Source organism: Klebsiella sp. 2-CIP_Kleb. (assembly GCF_050378715.1).
Classification (GTDB): Bacteria; Pseudomonadota; Gammaproteobacteria; order Enterobacterales; family Enterobacteriaceae; genus Klebsiella; species Klebsiella quasipneumoniae.
In genome coordinates this window covers 197432-217648 of record NZ_JBNRLG010000007.1, presented here as the reverse complement: position 1 = coordinate 217648, position 20217 = coordinate 197432, and the positions used below count along the sequence as shown (strand labels likewise).

Annotated in this window: 21 protein-coding genes; 14 read left to right on the top strand and 7 right to left on the bottom strand. The window is 57.6% G+C overall.

The window, feature by feature from the left end; all coding sequences use genetic code 11:
- The first annotated feature begins 14 nt into the window (after positions 1-14).
- The 9 genes from infB (at position 15) to mtr (ending at position 11439) form a co-directional block, all read left to right on the top strand.
- Positions 15-2705, top strand: coding sequence for a translation initiation factor IF-2 (gene infB / locus ACQUTP_RS21140; RefSeq protein WP_004206173.1), 2691 nt, complete (start codon positions 15-17; stop codon positions 2703-2705).
- 102 nt (positions 2706-2807) lie between these two features.
- Positions 2808-3209, top strand: coding sequence for a 30S ribosome-binding factor RbfA (rbfA, locus tag ACQUTP_RS21135; protein ID WP_002918248.1), 402 nt, complete (start codon positions 2808-2810; stop codon positions 3207-3209).
- Positions 3209-4153, top strand: a complete 945-nt coding sequence (gene truB, locus ACQUTP_RS21130) for a tRNA pseudouridine(55) synthase TruB (RefSeq protein ID WP_017899913.1) — start codon at positions 3209-3211, stop codon at positions 4151-4153. Before rbfA ends, truB begins: the two co-directional genes overlap by 1 nt.
- Positions 4154-4301: 148 nt before the next feature.
- The gene (gene rpsO / locus ACQUTP_RS21125; protein WP_002918244.1) at positions 4302-4571 is read left to right on the top strand and encodes a 30S ribosomal protein S15; all 270 of its coding nucleotides are present in this window, start codon (positions 4302-4304) and stop codon (positions 4569-4571) included.
- A 242-nt stretch (positions 4572-4813) separates the two neighbouring features.
- Positions 4814-6949, top strand: a complete 2136-nt coding sequence (pnp, locus tag ACQUTP_RS21120) for a polyribonucleotide nucleotidyltransferase (protein ID WP_004206170.1) — start codon at positions 4814-4816, stop codon at positions 6947-6949.
- A gap of 108 nt (positions 6950-7057) precedes the next feature.
- Entirely contained in the window at positions 7058-7942 is an 885-nt protein-coding gene (nlpI, locus tag ACQUTP_RS21115; RefSeq protein WP_004206169.1) for a lipoprotein NlpI, read from the top strand.
- A gap of 104 nt (positions 7943-8046) precedes the next feature.
- Positions 8047-8127, top strand: coding sequence for a protein YrbN (yrbN, locus tag ACQUTP_RS21110; protein WP_085955485.1), 81 nt, complete (start codon positions 8047-8049; stop codon positions 8125-8127).
- The gene (gene deaD / locus ACQUTP_RS21105) at positions 8120-10051 is read left to right on the top strand and encodes an ATP-dependent RNA helicase DeaD (RefSeq protein ID WP_004206168.1); all 1932 of its coding nucleotides are present in this window, start codon (positions 8120-8122) and stop codon (positions 10049-10051) included. The genes yrbN and deaD overlap by 8 nt, the downstream gene beginning before the upstream one ends.
- A 143-nt stretch (positions 10052-10194) precedes the next feature.
- The gene (gene mtr, locus ACQUTP_RS21100; RefSeq protein ID WP_004206167.1) at positions 10195-11439 is read left to right on the top strand and encodes a tryptophan permease; all 1245 of its coding nucleotides are present in this window, start codon (positions 10195-10197) and stop codon (positions 11437-11439) included.
- 44 nt (positions 11440-11483) lie between these two features.
- On the opposite strand, the gene ACQUTP_RS21095 is transcribed toward mtr, so the two are convergent.
- From ACQUTP_RS21095 to ubiU, 3 genes are all read right to left on the bottom strand, one after another.
- Positions 11484-12491 (bottom strand): luciferase-like monooxygenase, encoded by a 1008-nt coding sequence (locus tag ACQUTP_RS21095; RefSeq protein ID WP_004206166.1) that lies wholly within the window; start codon positions 12489-12491, stop codon positions 11484-11486.
- Between the two features lie 143 nt (positions 12492-12634).
- Positions 12635-13513, bottom strand: coding sequence for a U32 family peptidase (locus tag ACQUTP_RS21090; protein WP_428902432.1), 879 nt, complete (start codon positions 13511-13513; stop codon positions 12635-12637).
- Between the two features lie 5 nt (positions 13514-13518).
- Positions 13519-14514, bottom strand: coding sequence for a ubiquinone anaerobic biosynthesis protein UbiU (ubiU, locus tag ACQUTP_RS21085; protein WP_004206164.1), 996 nt, complete (start codon positions 14512-14514; stop codon positions 13519-13521).
- 221 nt (positions 14515-14735) lie between these two features.
- Between ubiU and ubiT the strand changes: the two genes are divergently transcribed.
- Positions 14736-15260: a ubiquinone anaerobic biosynthesis accessory factor UbiT gene (ubiT, locus tag ACQUTP_RS21080; RefSeq protein WP_002918231.1), complete on the top strand. Its 525-nt coding sequence runs from the start codon at positions 14736-14738 to the stop codon at positions 15258-15260.
- Complete coding sequence (locus ACQUTP_RS21075; RefSeq protein ID WP_004206163.1) at positions 15254-15757, top strand: GNAT family N-acetyltransferase; 504 nt, start codon at positions 15254-15256, stop codon at positions 15755-15757. Before ubiT ends, ACQUTP_RS21075 begins: the two co-directional genes overlap by 7 nt.
- Here the strand turns inward: ACQUTP_RS21075 and ACQUTP_RS21070 are convergent.
- Entirely contained in the window at positions 15744-16034 is a 291-nt protein-coding gene (locus tag ACQUTP_RS21070; RefSeq protein WP_025999208.1) for a GIY-YIG nuclease family protein, read from the bottom strand. The two genes, ACQUTP_RS21075 and ACQUTP_RS21070, sit on opposite strands and share 14 nt — an antisense overlap.
- A 49-nt stretch (positions 16035-16083) precedes the next feature.
- On the opposite strand from ACQUTP_RS21070, the gene ACQUTP_RS21065 reads away from it, so the two are divergent.
- Entirely contained in the window at positions 16084-16527 is a 444-nt protein-coding gene (locus ACQUTP_RS21065; protein ID WP_004206161.1) for a YhbP family protein, read from the top strand.
- Here the strand turns inward: ACQUTP_RS21065 and ACQUTP_RS21060 are convergent.
- A complete protein-coding gene (locus ACQUTP_RS21060; RefSeq protein WP_004206160.1) occupies positions 16489-17025 on the bottom strand; it encodes a type 1 glutamine amidotransferase domain-containing protein in 537 nt (178 codons plus the stop codon). The genes ACQUTP_RS21065 and ACQUTP_RS21060 overlap by 39 nt on opposite strands.
- A 128-nt stretch (positions 17026-17153) precedes the next feature.
- Here ACQUTP_RS21060 and ACQUTP_RS21055 point away from each other — a divergent pair, with 128 nt between their 5' ends.
- Together ACQUTP_RS21055 and ACQUTP_RS21050 are read left to right on the top strand one after the other, a co-directional pair.
- Positions 17154-17801, top strand: a complete 648-nt coding sequence (locus tag ACQUTP_RS21055; RefSeq protein WP_004206158.1) for an NAD(P)H-binding protein — start codon at positions 17154-17156, stop codon at positions 17799-17801.
- 75 nt (positions 17802-17876) lie between these two features.
- Positions 17877-18917, top strand: a complete 1041-nt coding sequence (locus ACQUTP_RS21050; RefSeq protein WP_004206156.1) for a permease — start codon at positions 17877-17879, stop codon at positions 18915-18917.
- A 121-nt stretch (positions 18918-19038) separates the two neighbouring features.
- On the opposite strand, the gene dolP is transcribed toward ACQUTP_RS21050, so the two are convergent.
- Positions 19039-19614: a division/outer membrane stress-associated lipid-binding lipoprotein gene (gene dolP / locus ACQUTP_RS21045; protein ID WP_002918214.1), complete on the bottom strand. Its 576-nt coding sequence runs from the start codon at positions 19612-19614 to the stop codon at positions 19039-19041.
- A 9-nt stretch (positions 19615-19623) separates the two neighbouring features.
- Positions 19624-20214: a DnaA initiator-associating protein DiaA gene (gene diaA / locus ACQUTP_RS21040; protein ID WP_002918211.1), complete on the bottom strand. Its 591-nt coding sequence runs from the start codon at positions 20212-20214 to the stop codon at positions 19624-19626.
- Positions 20215-20217 lie beyond the last annotated feature (3 nt).

Sequence of the window (20217 nt, the reverse complement as noted above, 5' to 3'; positions counted from 1 at the left end):
CAGGAAGGAACAGCATGACAGATGTGACTATTAAAGCGCTGGCCTCAGAGATTCAGACCTCTGTGGATCGCCTGATACAGCAATTTGCTGACGCAGGCATCCGCAAAACGGCTGATGATTCTGTGACCTCGCAAGAGAAACAAACTTTGTTGACGCACCTGAACCGTGAGCATGGTTCGGCGCCAGACAAGCTGACGTTACAGCGTAAGACGCGCAGTACGTTGAATATTCCAGGTACCGGTGGAAAGAGTAAATCGGTACAAATCGAAGTCCGCAAGAAACGCACCTTTGTGAAACGCGATCCGCAAGAGGCTGAACGCCTGGCCGCGGAAGAGCAGGCGCAGCGTGAAGCGGAAGAGCAGGCCCGTCGTGAAGCTGAAGAAGCAGCGAAACGCGAGGCGCAATTAAAAGCTGAACGTGAGGCCGCAGAACAAGCTAAACGTGAAGTCGCTGATAAAGCGAAACGTGAAGCTGCGGAAAAAGACAAAGTGAGCAATCAACATACCGACGAAATGACCAAAACCGCCCAGGCTGAAAAGATCCGTCGCGAGAACGAAGCCGCGGAACTGAAGCGCAAATCGGAAGAAGAAGCACGCCGCAAACTTGAAGAAGAAGCGCGCCGTGTAGCGGAAGAAGCACGCCGTATGGCAGAAGAAAACGAAAAAAATTGGTCTGAAACTTCAGACAGCCCGGAAGACACCAGCGACTATCACGTCACCACGTCACAGCATGCTCGTCAGGCTGAAGATGATAACGATCGTGAAGTCGAAGGCGGTCGCGGCCGCAGCCGCAGCAGCAAAGCGGCGCGTCCGGCGAAGAAAGGCAACAAACACGCTGAATCGAAAGCCGATCGTGAAGAAGCCCGTGCGGCCGTTCGCGGCGGTAAAGGCGGTAAGCACCGTAAGGGTTCTGCTCTGCAGCAGGGCTTCCAGAAGCCGGCGCAGGCCGTTAACCGTGACGTGGTGATCGGCGAAACCATCACCGTTGGCGAACTGGCTAACAAGATGGCGGTGAAAGGTTCTCAGGTCATCAAAGCGATGATGAAGCTGGGCGCCATGGCGACCATCAACCAGGTCATCGACCAGGAAACCGCACAGCTGGTTGCCGAAGAGATGGGCCACAAAGTTATCCTGCGTCGTGAAAACGAGCTGGAAGAAGCGGTAATGAGCGACCGTGACACCGGCGCGGCGGCTGAACCGCGCGCACCGGTTGTGACCATCATGGGTCACGTTGACCACGGTAAAACCTCGCTGCTGGACTATATTCGTTCTACTAAGGTTGCCTCCGGCGAAGCGGGTGGTATTACCCAGCACATCGGTGCTTACCATGTAGAAACCGACAACGGCATGATCACCTTCCTGGATACCCCGGGCCACGCCGCGTTTACCTCCATGCGTGCTCGTGGTGCGCAGGCGACGGATATCGTGGTTCTGGTGGTGGCGGCAGACGACGGCGTGATGCCGCAGACTATCGAAGCTATCCAGCACGCCAAAGCGGCGCAGGTGCCGGTGGTAGTTGCGGTGAACAAGATCGATAAGCCTGAAGCCGATCCGGACCGCGTGAAGAATGAACTGTCCCAGTACGGCATCCTGCCGGAAGAGTGGGGCGGCGAGAGCCAGTTCGTCCACGTCTCCGCGAAAGCCGGTACCGGTATCGACGACCTGCTGGACGCGATCCTGCTGCAGGCTGAAGTCCTCGAGCTGAAAGCGGTCCGTAACGGGATGGCGAGCGGCGCAGTGATCGAATCCTTCCTTGATAAAGGTCGTGGTCCGGTTGCTACCGTTCTGGTTCGCGAAGGTACTCTGCACAAGGGTGATATCGTTCTGTGCGGCTTCGAATACGGCCGTGTGCGTGCGATGCGTGACGAACTGGGTCGCGAAGTGCTGGAAGCGGGTCCGTCCATTCCGGTGGAAATCCTCGGCCTGTCCGGTGTGCCGGCTGCCGGTGACGAAGTGACCGTGGTTCGTGACGAGAAAAAAGCGCGTGAAGTGGCGCTGTATCGTCAGGGCAAATTCCGTGAAGTTAAGCTGGCGCGTCAGCAGAAATCTAAACTGGAAAACATGTTCGCTAACATGACCGAAGGCGAAGTTCACGAAGTGAACATCGTGCTGAAAGCGGACGTACAGGGTTCTGTCGAAGCGATTTCCGATTCCTTACTGAAACTGTCTACCGACGAAGTGAAAGTGAAGATCATCGGTTCCGGCGTAGGTGGTATCACCGAAACCGACGCCACCCTGGCTGCAGCATCCAACGCGATTCTGGTTGGCTTCAACGTTCGTGCCGATGCCTCTGCGCGTAAAGTTATCGAAGCGGAAAGCCTGGATCTGCGCTACTACTCCGTCATCTATAACCTGATCGACGAAGTGAAAGCGGCGATGAGCGGTATGCTGTCTCCGGAACTGAAACAGCAGATCATCGGTCTGGCTGAAGTGCGCGATGTCTTTAAATCGCCGAAATTCGGCGCCATCGCGGGCTGTATGGTTACCGAAGGGACCATCAAACGTCACAACCCAATCCGCGTGCTGCGTGACAACGTGGTTATCTATGAAGGCGAGCTGGAATCCCTGCGCCGCTTCAAAGATGACGTTAACGAAGTCCGTAACGGCATGGAATGTGGTATCGGTGTGAAGAACTACAACGACGTTCGCGTTGGCGATATGATCGAAGTGTTCGAAATCATCGAAATCCAGCGTAGCATCGATTAATCATCGGATGGCTAAGCCGCCGGGGAAGCGAAGCGCCACCCGGCAATCATTTTAAAAAGGGGCTTTAGGCCCCTTTTTTGTCTTTATTCTGGAGAATTTATTATGGCGAAAGAATTTGGTCGCCCGCAGCGCGTGGCCCAGGAGATGCAAAAAGAGATTGCGATTATCCTGCAGCGTGAAATCAAAGACCCGCGTCTGGGCATGATGACCACCGTTTCCGGTGTGGAAATGTCCCGTGACCTGGCCTACGCCAAGGTGTATGTCACCTTCCTCAACGACAAAGATGAAGCCGCGGTGAAAGCGGGCATCAAAGCGCTGCAGGAAGCCTCTGGCTTTATCCGCTCTCTGCTGGGGAAAGCGATGCGCCTGCGCATCGTGCCGGAGCTGACCTTCTTCTACGACAACTCACTGGTGGAAGGGATGCGCATGTCCAACCTGGTCACCAGCGTGGTGAAACACGACGATGAGCGTCGTGTGAACCCGGACGACAGCAAGGAGGACTGATGAGTCGTCCTCGTCGTCGCGGCCGCGACGTGCACGGCGTATTGCTGCTGGATAAGCCTCAGGGCGCCTCCAGCAACGATGTGCTGCAGAAAGTAAAGCGTATATATAACGCCAACCGCGCCGGACACACCGGCGCGCTGGATCCGCTGGCGACCGGCATGCTGCCGATCTGCCTTGGCGAAGCGACCAAGTTTTCCCAATACCTGCTGGATTCCGATAAGCGCTACCGCGTGATCGCCAAACTTGGCCAGCGCACCGATACCTCCGATGCCGACGGTCAGGTGGTGGAAGAGCGCCCGCTGACCTTTAGCGACGAACAGCTGGCGGCGGCGCTGGACAGCTTCCGCGGCGAGACGCAGCAGGTGCCGTCGATGTACTCGGCGCTGAAATATCAGGGCAAGAAGCTGTACGAGTATGCCCGTCAGGGGATTGACGTTCCGCGGGAATCCCGGCCGATTACCGTCTATGAGCTGCTGTTTATCCGCCACGAAGGCGATGAGCTGGAGCTGGAGATCCACTGCTCGAAAGGCACCTACATCCGGACGATTATCGATGATTTAGGTGAGAAGCTCGGCTGCGGCGCGCACGTGATTTTCCTGCGTCGCCTGGCGGTGAGCAAATACCCGGTTGAGCGGATGGTAACCCTCGAGCAGCTGCAGGCGCTGGTCGATCAGGCGGCGGCGCAGGATATTCCTGCCGCGCAGCTGCTCGATCCGCTGCTGATGCCCATGGACAGCCCGGCCTCGGACTATCCGCTGGTGACCATCCCGGAGACCTCCGCGGTCTACTTTAAAAACGGCAACCCGGTACGTCAGTCAGGCGCGCCGCTTAACGGGCTGGTACGGGTGATGGAAAGCGAATCCGGCAAGTTTCTCGGCATGGGCGAAATTGACGATGAAGGCCGCGTGGCGCCGCGTCGTCTGGTGGTGGAATACCCGGCGTAAGCGCTTTTCTTGCGATAAAAGCCTGCTACGAGTAGAATATCGCCGCTTAACGTCCGCTAAAGTGTTTTAACATTTTCGGGCGTTGCATCAGGGGTCGCTGAATTAGAGATCGGCACCCTTTCTTTCTTTTAATTTCTGGAGTTCTAAAATGTCTCTAAGCGTTGAAGCTAAAGCAAAAATCGTTTCTGAGTTTGGTCGTGGCGAAAACGACAGCGGTTCTACCGAAGTTCAGGTTGCACTGCTGACAGCACAGATCAACCACCTGCAGGGCCACTTTGCAGAGCACAAAAAAGATCACCACAGCCGTCGTGGTCTGCTGCGCATGGTTTCTCAGCGTCGTAAACTGCTCGACTACCTGAAACGTAAAGATGTTGCACGTTACTCCGCGCTGATCGAGCGTCTGGGTCTGCGTCGCTAATTCTGCGAGTTTCAGAAAAAGGGGCCTGACGGCCCCTTTTTTCGACCGGGCGGCAGCAATTCATTCAAAACTCATGTATTGTTGCTAGTAATGATCTTCATGCAGAGGTTCGCGCGGCTAATGAGAGGCTTCATCCGCAGGGGCGGGTAAAGGTTGTCATTAGTCGCGAGGATGCAGAGGATCGGGTCAATAGACGCTATGTCGTGGATATGGCGTGATTTATAGATAAAAAGGATAGAATTTTGCTTAATCCGATCGTTCGTAAATTCCAGTACGGCCAGCATACCGTGACCCTGGAAACCGGCATGATGGCGCGCCAGGCAACGGCCGCTGTGATGGTTAGCATGGATGACACTGCGGTATTCGTGACCGTTGTGGGCCAGAAAAAAGCGAAGCCAGGCCAGGACTTTTTCCCGCTGACGGTTAACTACCAGGAGCGCACCTACGCTGCCGGTAAAATCCCGGGTGGTTTCTTCCGTCGTGAAGGCCGCCCAAGCGAAGGCGAAACCCTGATCGCGCGTCTGATTGACCGCCCGGTTCGCCCGCTGTTCCCGGAAGGCTTTGTTAACGAAGTACAGGTTATCGCCACTGTTGTTTCCGTTAACCCGCAGGTTAACCCGGATATCGTCGCGATGATCGGCGCTTCCGCAGCGCTGTCCCTGTCTGGTATTCCGTTCAATGGCCCAATCGGCGCCGCGCGCGTGGGTTACATCAACGACCAGTACGTACTGAACCCGACCCAGGAAGAGCTGAAGTCCAGCAAACTGGATCTGGTGGTGGCCGGTACCGAAGCGGCCGTACTGATGGTGGAATCCGAAGCGGAACTGCTGAGCGAAGACCAGATGCTGGGCGCGGTGGTCTTTGGCCACGAGCAGCAGCAGATTGTGATCCAGAACATCAACGACCTGGTGAAAGAAGCCGGTAAACCACGTTGGGACTGGCAGCCGGAAGCCGTCAACGAAGCGCTGAACGCGCGCGTTGCTGCGCTGGCTGAATCCCGCCTGAGCGATGCTTACCGTATCACCGACAAACAAGAGCGTTACGCTCAGGTTGATGTGATCAAATCTGAAACCATCGCTACGCTGGTTGCAGAAGATGAAACCCTGGACGCTAACGAACTGGGTGAAATTCTGCACGCTATCGAGAAAAACGTGGTTCGTAGCCGCGTGCTGGCCGGTGAGCCGCGTATCGATGGTCGCGAAAAAGATATGATCCGTGGTCTGGACGTTCGTACCGGCGTTCTGCCGCGTACTCACGGTTCCGCACTGTTCACCCGTGGCGAAACGCAGGCGCTGGTTACCGCGACGCTGGGTACCGCACGCGATGCGCAGAATATCGATGAACTGATGGGCGAGCGTACCGACTCCTTCCTGTTCCACTACAACTTCCCTCCGTACTCCGTAGGTGAAACTGGCATGGTGGGGTCTCCGAAGCGTCGTGAAATCGGTCACGGTCGTCTGGCTAAGCGCGGCGTTCTGGCCGTGATGCCGACTATCGAAGAATTCCCGTACACCGTACGCGTGGTGTCTGAAATCACCGAATCCAACGGCTCTTCTTCCATGGCTTCCGTCTGCGGTGCCTCTCTGGCGCTGATGGACGCTGGTGTGCCGGTGAAAGCCGCCGTGGCGGGTATCGCCATGGGCCTGGTGAAAGAAGGCGACAACTTCGTCGTGCTGTCTGACATCCTCGGTGACGAAGACCACCTTGGCGATATGGACTTCAAAGTAGCGGGCTCCCGCGACGGTATCTCTGCGCTGCAGATGGATATCAAAATTGAAGGTATCACCAAAGAAATCATGCAGGTTGCATTGAACCAGGCTAAAGGTGCGCGTCTGCACATCCTGGGCGTGATGGAGCAGGCGATTAACGCGCCGCGCGGCGATATCTCTGAATTCGCACCGCGTATCCATACCATCAAGATCAACCCGGACAAGATCAAAGACGTTATCGGTAAAGGCGGTTCTGTTATCCGTGCCCTGACCGAAGAGACCGGTACCACCATCGAAATCGAAGATGACGGTACCGTGAAGATCGCAGCGACTGACGGCGACAAAGCACAGCATGCTATCCGTCGTATCGAAGAGATCACCGCTGAGATCGAAGTTGGCCGTATCTACAATGGTAAAGTGACCCGTATCGTTGACTTTGGCGCGTTCGTTGCCATCGGCGGCGGTAAAGAAGGTCTGGTTCACATCTCGCAGATCGCTGACAAGCGCGTTGAGAAAGTGACTGACTACCTGCAGATGGGTCAGGAAGTGCCGGTTAAGGTTCTGGAAGTTGACCGCCAGGGCCGTGTCCGTCTGAGCATCAAAGAAGCAACTGAACAGACTCCGTCTGCCGCAGCGCCGGAAGTTCCGGCTGCCGAGCAGGGCGAGTAAGGTTGCCGTTAGCCCTCCGCTTTTGCGGAGGGCGTTTTACGGGCAGGACGCCTCGTTTGCAGCCGGGGAACAGGACGTTCATCCAATCGTTGTCTTCGGGAGTGGGAAATGAAGCCTTTTTTGCGCTGGTGTTTCGTGGCGACAGCTCTCACGCTGGCAGGATGCAGTAGCACCGCCTGGCGTAAGGACGCCGTCCTCGCAGTACCATTGCAACCGACTTTACAGCAAGAAGTGATTCTGGCACGTATGGAACAAATTCTTGCCAGTCGGGCTTTATCCGATGACGAACGCGCACAGCTTTTATATGAGCGCGGAGTGTTGTATGATAGTCTCGGTCTGAGGGCATTAGCGCGAAATGATTTTTCACAAGCGCTGGCAATCCGACCCGATATGCCTGAAGTATTCAATTACTTAGGTATTTACTTAACGCAGGCAGGCAATTTTGATGCTGCCTATGAAGCGTTTGATTCTGTACTTGAGCTTGATCCAACTTACAACTACGCGCACTTGAACCGCGGTATCGCCCTGTATTACGGCGGCCGGGCTAAGTTAGCGCAAGATGATCTGCTGGCGTTTTATCAAGACGATCCCAATGATCCTTTCCGTAGCCTGTGGCTTTATATCGCCGAGCGTAAACTCGACGAGAAGCGGGCGCTTGAAGCACTCAGAGAGCGCTTAGACAAGTCGGACAAAGAGCAATGGGGATGGAACATTGTCGAGTTCTACCTTGGCGACATTAGCGAAAAAGAGCTGATGACTCGTCTGAAGGCAGACGCAACGGATAACACCTCGCTCGCTGAGCATCTCAGTGAAACCAACTTCTATTTAGGTAAGTACTACCTAAGTCTGGGGGACAAGGACAGCGCTACGGCACTGTTCAAACTGGCGGTCGCCAACAACGTACATAACTACGTTGAGCACCGATACGCATTGTTGGAATTATCGCTCTTGGGCCAGGAGCAAGATGACCTGGCAGAATCGGACCAGCAATAGCTGACGAACACATCAGCCCATAGTTTTTTGCTTGCCATCACCTTCGCGGGTGAGGGCGTTGTTGTTCGTTAATACACCTACTTTGAGCCGGTTCACACTTTTCAATGAAAATTATCGTAAATTTTCACGATGAGTTATGTAGACTGGCCGCCATTAATTTTGAGGCACACGTACTACATGGCTGAATTCGAAACCACTTTTGCAGATCTGGGCCTGAAGGCTCCTATCCTTGAAGCGCTTAACGATCTGGGTTACGAAAAACCATCTCCGATCCAGGCTGAGTGCATTCCGCATCTGCTGGACGGCCGCGACGTTCTGGGTATGGCCCAGACCGGTAGCGGTAAAACCGCAGCGTTTTCTTTACCGCTGCTGAACAACATCGATCCTGAGCTGAGAGCACCACAGATCCTGGTGCTGGCGCCGACCCGCGAGCTGGCGGTACAGGTTGCTGAAGCAATGACGGAATTCTCTAAACATATGCGCGGCGTAAACGTGGTTGCCCTGTACGGCGGCCAGCGTTATGACGTGCAGTTGCGCGCCCTGCGTCAGGGTCCGCAGATCGTTGTCGGTACCCCGGGTCGTCTGCTGGACCACCTGAAGCGCGGCACCCTGGACCTCTCTAAACTGAGCGGTCTGGTACTGGATGAAGCAGATGAAATGCTGCGCATGGGCTTTATCGAAGACGTAGAAACCATTATGGCGCAGATCCCGGAAGGGCATCAGACCGCGCTGTTCTCCGCCACCATGCCGGAAGCGATCCGTCGCATTACCCGCCGCTTTATGAAAGAGCCGCAGGAAGTGCGTATTCAGTCCAGCGTGACCACTCGTCCGGACATCAGCCAGAGCTACTGGACTGCCTACGGTATGCGTAAAAACGAAGCGCTGGTGCGTTTCCTGGAAGCGGAAGATTTTGATGCGGCGATTATCTTCGTCCGTACCAAAAACGCGACCCTGGAAGTGGCTGAAGCGCTGGAGCGTAACGGCTACAACAGCGCGGCGCTGAACGGCGACATGAACCAGGCGCTGCGTGAGCAGACCCTGGAGCGTCTGAAAGACGGTCGTCTGGATATCCTGATTGCGACTGACGTGGCAGCCCGTGGTCTGGACGTTGAACGTATCAGCCTGGTGGTGAACTACGACATCCCGATGGATTCTGAATCCTACGTTCACCGTATCGGTCGTACCGGTCGTGCGGGCCGCGCGGGCCGCGCGTTGCTGTTCGTTGAGAACCGTGAACGTCGTCTGCTGCGCAACATCGAACGTACGATGAAGCTGACCATCCCGGAAGTGGAGTTGCCGAACGCAGAGCTGCTGAGCAAACGTCGTCTGGAAAAATTCGCCGCGAAAGTCCAGCAGCAGCTGGAAAGCAGCGATCTGGACCAGTACCGTGCGCTGCTGGCGAAAATCCAGCCGACGGCGGAAGGCGAAGAGCTGGACGTGGAAACGCTGGCTGCCGCGCTGCTGAAAATGGCCCAGGGCGAACGCTCGCTGATCGTGCCGCCGGATGCGCCGATGCGTCCGCGTCGTGAGTTCCGTGACCGTGACGATCGCTTCGAGCGTCGTGGCGACCGCAACGATCGCGCTCCGCGTGGCGATCGCGAAGATCGTCCGAAGCGTGAGCGTCGTGACGTAGGCGATATGGAACTGTATCGCATTGAAGTGGGTCGCGATGACGGTGTTGAAGTGCGTCATATCGTTGGCGCGATCGCTAATGAAGGCGATATCAGCAGCCGCTACATCGGTAACATCAAGCTGTTCGCTTCTCACTCCACCATCGAACTGCCGAAAGGGATGCCGGGCGAAGTGCTGCAGCACTTTACTCGTACCCGCATCCTGAACAAGCCGATGAACATGCAGCTGCTGGGCGATGCGCAGCCGCGCACCGAACGTCGTGGCGGTGGTGAACGTCGTGAAGGTGGTCGTAGCTTCGGCGGTGAGCGTCGTGAAGGCGGTCGTGGCTTCGGTGGCGAGCGTCGTGAAGGTGGTCGTGGTGATGGTCGTCGTTTCAGCGGCGAACGTCGTGAAGGCCGTGCGCCGCGTCGTGATGATGCATCCGCGCCGCGCCGCGATGACTCTGCCGGTCGCCGTCGCTTCGGTGGCGATGCATAATTAACGTAGCCCGCTAGCGTAAACTAAATAATACAGCCCCGATCGTCATGATTGGGGCTTTTTTTATTTCTTTTGTACTCGTGTACTGGTACAGTGCTTCGCACCCATCGTGGGAAAGTATTTTTGACTGGAGATTTCGGTAAATGGCGACACTAACCACTACGGCAACCCGTCCGTCCCTGTTTGGCGGCGTGGTGATCATCGGCGGCACGATTATCGGCGCGGGTATGTTCTCGCTGCCGGTGGTGATGTCCGGCGCGTGGTTTTTCTGGTCGCTGGCGGCGCTGGTTTTCACCTGGTTCTGCATGCTGCACTCCGGTCTGATGATCCTCGAGGCCAACCTTAACTACCGGATCGGCTCCAGCTTCGACACCATTACCAAAGACCTGCTCGGCAAGGGCTGGAACCTGGTCAACGGCGTGTCGATCGCCTTTGTGCTGTATATCCTGACCTACGCCTATATTTCAGCCAGCGGCTCGATACTACATCATACGTTTAGCGAGATGTCGCTGAACGTGCCGGCGCGGGCGGCGGGTTTTGGCTTTGCGCTGCTGGTGGCATTTATCGTCTGGATGAGCACCAGGGCGGTGAGCCGCATGACGGCTATTGTGCTCGGCGCCAAGGTGATCACTTTCTTCCTGACCTTTGGCAGTCTGCTGGGGCACGTCGAGCCGACGACGCTGTTTAACGTTGCGGAAAAGAACGCCTCCTATGCGCCATATCTGCTAATGACGCTGCCGTTCTGCCTGGCCTCGTTTGGCTACCACGGCAATGTGCCGAGCCTGATGAAATACTACGGCAAAGATCCACGCACCATTATCCGCTGCTTAACCTACGGTACGCTGCTGGCGCTGGGTCTGTACGTGGTCTGGCTGCTGGTGACGATGGGCAATATCCCGCGTCCGCAGTTTATCGACATCGCGCAGAAGGGCGGCAATATTGATGTGCTGGTGCAGGCCCTGAGCGGGGTGCTGAACAGCCGGAGCCTGGATCTGCTGCTGGTGGTATTCTCTAACTTTGCCGTCGCCAGCTCGTTCCTTGGCGTCACGCTGGGGCTGTTCGACTACCTGGCGGATCTGTTTGGTTTTGACGACAGCGCGCTGGGGCGCTTTAAAACTGCGCTGCTGACATTTATTCCGCCGATGATGGGCGGGCTGGTGAAACCCGATGGCTTCCTCTACGCCATCGGCTATGCCGGCCTGGCGGCGACAATCTGGGCGGCGATTGTACCGGCGCTGCTGGCTCGCGCCTCGCGTAAACGCTTCGGCAGCCCACAGTTCCGCGTATGGGGCGGAACACCGATGATTGTGCTGATCCTACTGTTTGGCCTTGGCAATGCGGTTGTACACATTCTGTCGAGCGTTAATCTGCTGCCGGTTTACCAGTAAGAGGCTTACCCGGTGGCGCGACGTCCACCGGGCCTGGATTTTGATTAACCCAACAATTCCTCTTTCACCTGCATCGCTAAATCGAAAGAATGCAGCCGCGCCTGGTGGTCGAAGATCTGGCCATTGACCATGATTTCGTCCGCCTCGGTTTCCCGCATAATCGACTCTAAGCCGTGGCGGACTTTAGTTTTATCACCCACCAGCGACATGCGCAGCGCCTGCTGCACGCCATACTGCTCGGACGCTGACCATAGCTGATGCATATTTTCCACCGGCGGCGGCAGCTGTCCGGTTTCGCCGCGACGCAGCTTCACAAACGCCTGCTGCATGGAAGTGAAGAGAAACTCCGCATCGCGGTTGCTGTCGGCGGCGATGATATTGATGCACACCATGGCATACGGTTTTTCCAGCCGCGCGGAGGGCGTAAAGTTGCTGCGATACAGGTGCAGGGCCTGGAACAGCATATCCGGCGCGAAGTGCGAGGCGAACGCGAACGGCAAACCGAGCTGCGCCGCCAGCTGGGCGCTGTAGAGGCTTGAACCCAGCAGCCACACCGGAATGCGCTCCCCGTAGCCGGGAACCGGGCGCACGTGCGGGTTCGGATCGCGGGCGTCAAACCAGTCCACCAGTTCCGCCACGTCGCGCGGGAAGTTATCGACATCGCCGCTCATATGGCGACGCAGGGCGCGCATGGTGGGCTGATCGCTGCCCGGCGCGCGGCCAAGGCCGAGGTCGATACGCCCGGGATAGAGGGTGTTCAGGGTGCCGAACTGCTCGGCGATCACCAGCGGCGAATGGTTGGGCAACATCACGCCACCGGAACCCAGATGCAGGGTAGTGGTATTGGCGGCGAGATAGCCAATCAGCACCGAGGTCGCTGCGCTGGCAATGCCGACCATATTGTGGTGCTCCGCCAGCCAGTAGCGGTGATAACCGCGCGATTCGGCCAGCCGGGCGAGATCCAGAGAGTGGGTAAAGGCTTCTTTGGCAGAAGATCCTTGCGGGATCGGCGCCAGATCGAGCACCGAGAACGGAACAGATTTGTCAGTCATAAAGGCTCACTTTGCTACAGCATCGTCATCAGATTGAAGGTCTTCTTCCAGCCTGGCGCATCCAGGACGCGCCAGCCAGAAAAGCTGCATCTTTAATAATGCATTAAAATCTGAGCACTGCTGTTAACAAAGTGAGCGGTTTATCAGGCCTGCAGCGCCAGCCCGGGCAGCCGTTTCCAGTAGCCGTTGCAATCGCTGTTGCCGGTGAGCGCCAACGGCGCAGCGCCGTTTTCATTGGCGCGGAAGGCGTCGAGCATGGCGAAGGTCTCGTTGCCCATCGGCGACAGGTGTACCATATCCACCAGTCCGTGCATGGACGTCAGCTCATTGCCCAGGTTGTAGACATAGCCGCTCATGGTCTGGATACCGTTGAGCACGAACACCTGCTGGTTCTCCTGGGACAGCATGCTGCGTCCGGTTGGGTATTTGATGCAGCAGGTCTCGCACTCATCCTTTGGCCTATCTTCCGAGCGGGCGGTAAAGCAGCGGGCGGAATAAGCCAGCGGCAGATGGCCGTAGCTCAGCACTTCGACTTCAAACTGATTGCGAATGCCCAGCTCTTCGCACTGGGTCAGTAAATTAGCCAGCCAGTCGCGGGAAAGCTCCACCGGCATGCACCAGCGCACCATGCCCTGTTTTAACAGCAGGCGCAGGGTAACGGCGTTGTAGCAGTTCAGCGCATGCCCGGCGACGAACGGCAGCTTGCGTTCGGCGCAGAGGTTAACCACGCCCAAATCGCTGGCCTCAATCAGGAACTCCCCGTTATCGACATAGCGCTTCAGCTCGCCCAGTTCGGAGGAGGCCTGCACCAGCGCGAGGGTAGACAGCACCACCTGTTTGCCGCTGCTCGCCAGCGCTTTCGCCATCTCAATCCAGTCGCCGACTTTGGTGGCACGGCGTTTGCTGCACACCGCTTCGCCGAGATAAATGGTGTCGGCGCTGCAGTTGGCTGCCTGCTGGTAAAAATCTTCCAGCGTCTCTTTTGGCCAGTAGTAAAGCACCGGCCCTAATGAATATTTCATGTTTCTCACTGCCATTTACGGTGGTAGGCGCCAAGGGTGGTTTGTGTCCCTTCGGACATGGAGCCAAGGGTTTCCATCCATGCGGATTGCGGCACGAAATTCTGTGGATCGGCTTTGCAGCGATCGATCGCCTGGCGCCAGACTTTCGCTACCTGGGTGACGTAGGCCGGGCTGCGCTGACGGCCTTCGATTTTCACTGAGGCGATATTGGCGGCCATCAACTCCGGCAACAGTTCCAGGGTATTGAGGCTGGTGGGCTCCTCCAGCGCGTGATAGCGCTCGCCATCGACCAGGTAGCGGCCTTTACACAACGTCGGGTAACCGGCGTTTTCCCCATCCTGATAGCGGTCAATCAGCACTTCATTGAGGCGCGATTCCAGCCCCTGTGGGGTTTGCTGCCAGCGCACGAAGCGGGCAGGCGAGCAGGCGCCGACGGTGTTGGGCGATTCGCCGGTCAGGTAGGAAGAGAGATAGCAGCGGCCTTCCGCCATGATGCACAGGCTGCCGAAGGCAAAGACTTCCAGCGGCACCGGCGTGGCGCGAGCCAACTGTTTCACCTGGTGAATAGATAACACCCGCGGCAGTACGACGCGCGCCACGTCGAAGTTGCGATGATAGAAGCGAATGGCCTCTTCATTGGTGGCGGAAGCCTGTACCGAGACATGGCGTTCTATATGCGGATAGCGCTCCGCGGCGTACTCCAGCATGGCGATATCGGCCAGAATGAGCGCATCGGCGCCCAACTGAGCCGCCATATCCACCGCGCGCTGCCAGCGGGCGTAGCCGTCGGGGTGGGCGAAGGTGTTGATGGCGATATGCAGCTTACGACGGTGCTGATGCACAAAGCTGACGGCTTCCTGCAGTTTCTTTTCGGTGAAATTAAGGCCGGCAAAGTGGCGGGCGTTGGTGTCATCTTTCAGCCCGATATAGACGGCATCGGCGCCGTTTTCGATGGCCGCCTTAAGCGCCGGAAGGTTACCGGCTGGGCAGAGCAGCTCCATAATTTTTCCTGAAAAATGCGGCCCGTCAGGGACGCTGAATGGTTAACGAGCAGGGATTTTAGTTAACCTTCTGGTGACAATTTTTGATTTGAGGCAGTTAAAAGTGTATTGGCGGCGCCAATAACGGGCTGCCGTCATCGCGTTTTTGTTGATTTACGCCGCTATGTTGTTTATGTGATATGGCACAATAGCGGCACAATTGCATTCATGGAGTAAAGCTTGTGTTGGATAAACTGCGTTCCCGGCTGGTCCACTTTGGCCCGTCTTTAATGAGCGTGCCGGTTAAGCTGGCGCCTTTTGCCCTCAAGCGCCAGGTGCTGGAGCAGGTGCTTAGTTGGCAGTTTCGCCAGGCGCTGGCGGAGGGAGAGCTGGAGTTTCTCGAGGGGCGCTGGTTAAGTATTCATGTGCGTGACATCGGTCTGCTGTGGTATACCTCGGTAGTCGATGGTCGCCTGGTGGTCAGCCAGCAGGCGGACGCCGACGTCAGCTTCAGCGCCGACGCCAGCGATCTGTTAATGATCGCCGCGCGCAAGCAGGATCCGGATACGCTATTCTTCCAGCGTCGTCTGGTTATTGAAGGCGATACGGAGCTGGGGCTGTATGTAAAAAATTTGATGGACGCCATTGAGCTCGAGCAGATGCCCAAAGCGCTGCGCGTGATGTTGCTGCAACTGGCGGATTTTGTCGAAGCTGGACTGAAGAGCCCGCAGAAACCTGAACAGACATCGGTAGGTGAGGCATGCTGATTCGAGTGGAAATTGGGATTGATGCACCGGGAATCGACGCGCTGCTGCGTCGTACCTTCGGCCGCGATGCCGAAGCGCAGCTGGTGCACGATCTGCGTGAAGATGGACTGATCACGCTGGGGGTAGTGGCGACGGATGATGAAGGCCAGGTGATCGGCTACGTTGCCTTCAGCCCGGTTGCGGTGGAAGGTGAAGAGCTACAATGGGTCGGCCTGGCGCCGCTGGCGGTGGATGAACGCTACCGTGGACAGGGCATTGGCCGGCAGCTGGTCTATGAAGGGCTGGATTCGCTGAATGAGTTTGGCTATGCCGCGGTGGTGACGCTGGGCGACCCGGAGTTATACCGTCGCTTTGGTTTTGAACCGGCCGCGCGCTTCGATCTCCGCTGCCGCTGGCCGGACAGCGCGGAGGCGTTCCAGGTGCACCGCCTGGCGGATGACGCCCTCGAAGGTGTCCACGGCCAGGTCGAATACAGCGACCACTTTAATCGTTTTTGAGCCTTGCCAGCAGGGTTTCGACGGTATCTTCTCCGGCAACGAGGCGCTCTTTTTCGCGCTTCGTTAGCTGCTTAATGCGGTATTCCAGCCGCAAAGCAAGTGAGTGTTCACCAACTTCATGGCTAAAGGCCAGCTGCAGGTCGCCTTTGCCGCGCAACGCCTTCGCGCCTTTCCCTGCCTGATGCTGGCGAAAGCGGCGCGGCACATCGGTGGTGATGCCGGTATAGAGGCGATTATCCGCGGTTCGAATGAGATACAGAAACCAGCACACGGTTATAAAGTCACTATGGTAAGGTGTAGGCACCATAGCATAATGGAGAAGAAAGATGGATACGCTTGCCGCCATTGGCCGCTGGCTGAGTAAACAGCACGTCGTCACCTGGTGTGTCTCCCGCGACGACGAGCTGTGGTGTGCGAACGCCTTTTACGTCTATGACCCGGATAGCGTGGCCTTTTATCTGCTCAGCGATGAGCACACCCGCCACGGCCAGATGACCGGCGAGCGGGCGAAGGTGGCCGGCACGGTCAACGGCCAGCCAAAAACCGTGGCCCTGATCCGCGGCGTGCAGTTCCAGGGCGAGATCCGCCGATTGCGCGGCGACGAAGAGGCGCGTATGCGTCAGCGCTACGTCAAGCGCTTCCCGGTGGCCCGCATGTTGTCGGCGCCGGTTTGGGAGATTCGTCCGGACGAAATCAAGTTTACCGACAACACGCTGGGGTTCGGGAAAAAGCTACACTGGCGGCGCGATGCCGGCGCCGAGCAGGCGTAGCGCTTCGCGATTGAAGGCCGGCAGATCGTCCGGCGTTCTGCTGGTGACCAGCTGTTCGTTATCGACCACCACCTCCTGGTCGTAAAACTCGCCCCCGGCGTTTTTCACATCCACCACGATAGGCTTCACCGCCGTGAGCTTACGCCCGCGGATCACATCGGCGCTGATCAGCAGCTGCGGGCCGTGGCAGATGGCGAAGACCGGCTTCCCGCCGTTGACAAAATCGCGGGTAAAGGTGACAAAGCGTTCATCCCCGCGCAGCTGGTCAGGGGAATAGCCCCCGGGCAGCAACAAGGCATCAAATTCACCCGGTGTGACGTCATCAATGGCCCGATCGATGGCGACCTCTGCTTCTCCCTGTTTACCCTTCACCGTCTTGCCAGCCTGCTTTTCGATGGTCACGACCTGATGCCCGGCGAGCTTAAACGCCTCGGCGGGAGAGGTAAATTCAGAATCTTCAAAGTCGTCGGTAATGAGCACGGCTATCTTTTTACTCATGTTTCCTCCGCTATCTGGATGGTCAATGAGGTAATTCCATGATGATGGTGGATACTTACCTTGTAAGGTATTAAGCCTGGAACATGAGCCCGAAAGTGCAAGGCGGAGAATTCTGTAAAGGAGAATCAATGAGTCAGGTATTATTGACCGGCGCGACCGGGTTAGTTGGCGGTCACTTACTTCGGCTGCTGCAGAATGAGCCGAGCATCAGCGCCATCGCCGCCCCGACGCGTCGCCCACTGGCGCCGGCGGAAGGGGTTTTTAATCCGCACGATCCCCAGTTGACCGATGCCCTGGCGCAGGTGGTTGACCCGGTGGATATCGTTTTCTGCTGTCTGGGAACGACGCGCCGGGAGGCCGGGAGCAAAGAGGCCTTTGTCCATGCTGACTACACGCTGGTGGTTGATACCGCGCTGACCGGCAAACGGCTGGGTGCGCAACATATGCTGGTGGTCAGCGCGATGGGCGCCAACGCCCACTCGCCGTTTTTCTACAATCGGGTGAAGGGGGAAATGGAGGCGGCGCTGATCGAGCAGGGTTGGCCGCGGCTGACCATTGCCCGGCCGTCGATGCTCTCAGGCGAGCGGGAAAAAAAGCGGGCCAATGAGACCTTCCTCGAACCGCTGTTCCGACTCTTACCGGGGAACTGGAAATCCATTGCGGCCCGCGACGTGGCGATTGCCCTGCTGGCGGAGGCGCTGTCGCCTACTCACGAAGGGGTGCAAATTCTCTCATCGTCCGAGCTGCGGGAGCGTGCCGCGCGGCAGGCGGAATAGCGGTTTGCAAACGCAGGCTTCCGGCGTAGTATTCACGGCTTCAATTCATATCCACATTTCTTGCTGGGGAATGCTATGGCTGGTCAGTCTTCATCTCAGGCGGCGTCACCATTTCAATGGTGGAAGCCCGCGCTTTTCTTTCTCGTCGTGATTGTCGGCCTGTGGTTCGTCAAATGGCAGCCATACTACGGGAAAGCCTTCACCGCTGCGGAAACCCACAGTATCGGTAAATCCATTCTCGCCCAGGCCGACGCTAACCCGCTGAAGGCGGCGTGGGACTACGCGGTGGTTTACTTCCTTGCCGTCTGGAAAGCGGCGGTGCTCGGTGTGCTGCTCGGGTCGCTGATCCAGGTGCTGATCCCGCGCGACTGGCTGCTGCGCACCCTGGGACAATCGCGTTTTCAGGGGACGCTGCTGGGGACGATTTTCTCGCTGCCAGGCATGATGTGCACCTGCTGCGCCGCGCCGGTCGCGGCCGGGATGCGCAAACAGCAGGTGTCGATGGGCGGGGCGCTGGCGTTCTGGATGGGCAACCCGCTGCTCAACCCGGCGACGTTGGTGTTTATGGGCTTCGTGCTGGGCTGGCAGTTTGCGTTGGTTCGCCTGGTGGCGGGCCTGGCGACGGTGTTGATTGTCGCGACGCTGGTGCAGAAATGGGTAAAAGAGGCGGCGACGCAGCCTGCCGTGGTGCCTGAAGCGCAAGCGAAAGCGGCCCAGGGCGGCTTCTTTAGCCGCTGGCTGCGGGCGCTGTGGACGCTGTTCTGGAACACCATCCCGGTTTATATCCTCGCGGTACTGGTGCTGGGGGCGGCGCGCGTCTGGCTGTTCCCGCACGCCGATGGCGTGGTGGATAATACCTTGTTCTGGGTCATCGCGATGGCGATTGCCGGCTGTCTGTTTGTGATCCCTACCGCGGCGGAAATTCCGATTGTCCAGACGATGATGCTGGCGGGGATGGGCGTTGCGCCGGCGCTGGCGCTGCTGATTACGTTGCCGGCAGTGAGCGTGCCATCGTTGATTATGCTGCGCAAAGCCTTTCCGGCCAAAGCGCTGTGGCTGACTGGCGGGCTGGTGGCGCTGTGCGGTGCGATTGTTGGAGCGCTGGCGCTGGTGTAGTTTGCCGTAAACGTACGGATAGCCGGATGGAGTGTCGGGCGGCGGCTACGCCTTACCCGGCACACAACGGACAGGGGGCGGTGGCCCGGCTAAGCGTAGCGCCAGCCGGGAAATTGCAGCTTTATTTAATGTAGGTAAAGGCGGTGGTCACCCGGGACACACCGCTCACCCGGCTGGCGATATCCGCCGCCGCGCGGCCTTCACGGTCGGTCACCAGTCCCATCAGGAAGACTTCGCTGTTTTCCGTGGTCACCTTCACGTTCGATGATTTGACCTGATCGGTGCTCAGCAGCTGCGAACGCACCTTGGTGGTAATCCAGGTATCAGAAGAGGCGGTGCCTAAACCAATCGGCTGGCCCTGGCGCACTTCGTTAAACACTTCCGTGGTTCCTTCCACACCCATGGCGATTTGCTTGGCGCGGGCAGAGAGATCCGGCGTCGGCGACTGACCGGTCAGCAGGACTTTGCCCTGATAAGCGGTAACGTTGATGCGGGCCTGTTTCTTAATCTGTTCATCTTTCGACAAGGCGCTATTAACGCGCAGTTCCAGGGTGCTGTCATCGACCTGGGTTCCCACCGTACGCGGGTCCGTTGCGGCTTTAGTGCCGACTGCTGCCGTTCCGACTACCGCGGCGGCAACGCAGCCCTGCAGCAGTAGTGCTGAAAGCAGGATGGCGAGGGGCGAGAGAGCCTTCATGTGTTCTCCTTAATCGTCCTGGTGTGGAAAAAGAGTGTTATCTATCAAATCGCACAGACAGTTGACGGTCAGCATATGCATCTCCTGGATACGCGCGCTGCGGTGTGAGGGGATGCGGATTTCGACATCCTGCTGACCTAACAGGCCCGCCAGCTCACCGCCGTCATAGCCGGTTAACGCGACGATGGTCATGTCGCGGGTCACGGCGGCTTCCACCGCCTTGACGATGTCCCGACTGTTACCGCGCGTGGAGATTGCCAGCAGCACATCGCCAGCGTGTCCCAGGGCGCGCACCTGCTTGGCGTAAATCTCGTCATGCAGGCGATCGTTAGCGATGGCAGTTAAGACCACATTATCGGTGTTTAGTGCAATGGCGGGTAAACCAGGGCGTTCCGTTTCAAAACGATTAATCATGCTGGCAGCAAAATGCTGTGCGTTGGCGGCGGAAGTGCCATTACCACAACAGAGGATTTTGTTGCCGTTGAGCAGGGACTGCACGAGCGTCATCGCCGCCCGGGAGATGGCGTCCGGGAGTGCTTCTGCTGCGGCAATTTGGGTTTGAATGCTTTCGGTAAAGCAGGCTTTGATTCTGTCGAGCACGGG

Bases quoted from the DNA above. Each gene is read 5' to 3' on its own strand.
- infB (WP_004206173.1), top strand. From the start codon at position 15: ATGACAGATGTGACTATTAAAGCGCTGGCCTCAGAGATTCAGACCTCT.
- rbfA (WP_002918248.1), top strand. From the start codon at position 2,808: ATGGCGAAAGAATTTGGTCGCCCGCAGCGCGTGGCCCAGGAGATGCAA.
- truB (WP_017899913.1), top strand. From the start codon at position 3,209: ATGAGTCGTCCTCGTCGTCGCGGCCGCGACGTGCACGGCGTATTGCTG.
- rpsO (WP_002918244.1), top strand. From the start codon at position 4,302: ATGTCTCTAAGCGTTGAAGCTAAAGCAAAAATCGTTTCTGAGTTTGGT.
- nlpI (WP_004206169.1), top strand. From the start codon at position 7,058: ATGAAGCCTTTTTTGCGCTGGTGTTTCGTGGCGACAGCTCTCACGCTG.
- yrbN (WP_085955485.1), top strand. From the start codon at position 8,047: ATGAAAATTATCGTAAATTTTCACGATGAGTTATGTAGACTGGCCGCC.
- deaD (WP_004206168.1), top strand. From the start codon at position 8,120: ATGGCTGAATTCGAAACCACTTTTGCAGATCTGGGCCTGAAGGCTCCT.
- mtr (WP_004206167.1), top strand. From the start codon at position 10,195: ATGGCGACACTAACCACTACGGCAACCCGTCCGTCCCTGTTTGGCGGC.
- ACQUTP_RS21095 (WP_004206166.1), bottom strand. From the start codon at position 12,491: ATGACTGACAAATCTGTTCCGTTCTCGGTGCTCGATCTGGCGCCGATC.
- ACQUTP_RS21090 (WP_428902432.1), bottom strand. From the start codon at position 13,513: ATGAAATATTCATTAGGGCCGGTGCTTTACTACTGGCCAAAAGAGACG.
- ubiU (WP_004206164.1), bottom strand. From the start codon at position 14,514: ATGGAGCTGCTCTGCCCAGCCGGTAACCTTCCGGCGCTTAAGGCGGCC.
- ACQUTP_RS21075 (WP_004206163.1), top strand. From the start codon at position 15,254: ATGCTGATTCGAGTGGAAATTGGGATTGATGCACCGGGAATCGACGCG.
- ACQUTP_RS21065 (WP_004206161.1), top strand. From the start codon at position 16,084: ATGGATACGCTTGCCGCCATTGGCCGCTGGCTGAGTAAACAGCACGTC.
- ACQUTP_RS21060 (WP_004206160.1), bottom strand. From the start codon at position 17,025: ATGAGTAAAAAGATAGCCGTGCTCATTACCGACGACTTTGAAGATTCT.
- ACQUTP_RS21055 (WP_004206158.1), top strand. From the start codon at position 17,154: ATGAGTCAGGTATTATTGACCGGCGCGACCGGGTTAGTTGGCGGTCAC.
- ACQUTP_RS21050 (WP_004206156.1), top strand. From the start codon at position 17,877: ATGGCTGGTCAGTCTTCATCTCAGGCGGCGTCACCATTTCAATGGTGG.
- dolP (WP_002918214.1), bottom strand. From the start codon at position 19,614: ATGAAGGCTCTCTCGCCCCTCGCCATCCTGCTTTCAGCACTACTGCTG.